Origin of the sequence: Rhodococcus sp. 66b (genome assembly GCF_002076325.1) — a bacterium.
GTDB lineage: Bacteria > Actinomycetota > Actinomycetes > Mycobacteriales > Mycobacteriaceae > Rhodococcus_F > Rhodococcus_F erythropolis.
Genome location: NZ_MUZB01000054.1, coordinates 1 through 1,315 on the forward strand (window position 1 = coordinate 1; position 1,315 = coordinate 1,315).

At 63.7% G+C, this 1,315-nt stretch carries 1 protein-coding gene; it reads left to right on the top strand.

The annotated features are described in order from the left end of the window. Positions 1-1,315, top strand: a 1,315-nt coding sequence (gene dnaE, locus B0E55_RS31280; protein ID WP_133053487.1) for a DNA polymerase III subunit alpha, incomplete at both ends; no start/stop codon positions are given.

The window sequence follows — 1,315 nt, forward strand, 5'->3', positions numbered from 1 at the left end:
AGGCTCTCGAAGCTGCCGCGAAGTGGCAGGAGATCTGGGGACCGGACAACTTCTTCCTCGAACTGATGGATCACGGTCTCTCGATCGAGCGCCGGGTGCGCGAGGGTCTGCTCGACATCGGCAAGCAACTCGGTATCCCGCCGCTTGCCACCAACGACTGCCACTACGTCACCAAGGACGCCGCCGAGAACCACGAGGCGCTGCTCTGCATCCAGACCGGCAAGACGCTGTCCGACCCCACGCGCTTCAAGTTCGACGGCGACGGCTACTACCTCAAGTCCGCTGCCGAGATGCGCGCCATCTGGGACAACGAAGTACCGGGGGCGTGCGACAACACCGTGGCCATCGGCGAGCGTGTGCAGTCGTACGAGGACGTGTGGGCGTTCCACGACCGCATGCCGATCTTCCCGGTCCCGGAGGGTCACACGCAGCAGACCTTCCTGCGCGCCGAGGTGATGCGCGGACTCGATCGCCGCTTCCCGAGCGGACCTCCGCAGGAGTACCTCGCCCGCGCCGACTACGAGATCGGCGTCATCAACGAAATGGGCTTCCCGGCCTACTTCCTGGTGGTCGGCGACCTGATCAACCACGCCAAGGACGTCGGAATTCGCGTCGGGCCCGGCCGTGGATCGGCTGCCGGTTCGTTGGTGGCCTACGCGATGGGTATCACCAACATCGACCCCATCCCGTACGGGTTGCTGTTCGAGCGATTCCTCAACCCCGAGCGTGTGTCCATGCCCGATATCGATATCGACTTCGATGATCGCCGTCGCGGCGAGATGGTTCGCTACGCGACGGACAAGTGGGGCAACGACAAGGTCGCCCAGGTCATCACCTTCGGCACCATCAAGACCAAGGCTGCCATCAAGGACTCGGCTCGCGTCCAGTTCGGCAAGCCGGGCTTTGCCATCGCCGATCAGATCACCAAGGCGCTCCCGCCGCCCATCATGGCCAAGGACATCTCGGTTTCCGGTATCACCGATCCGAAGCACGAGCGGTACAAGGAGGCAGTCGAGGTTCGAGCGCTCATCGACTCCAGCCCGGACGTCGCGAAGATCTACAAGACCGCGGTGGGTCTGGAAGGGCTGATCCGCAACGCCGGTGTGCACGCCTGCGCGGTCATCATGTCGTCCGAACCGCTCACCGACGCAATCCCGGTCTGGAAGCGCGCCCAGGACGGCGCCATCATCACCGGGTGGGACTACCCATCGTGTGAAGCCATCGGTCTGCTCAAGATGGACTTCCTCGGTCTGCGAAACCTCACGGTTATCGGCGACACGCTCGAGAACATCAAAGCCAACCGCGGCATCGACCT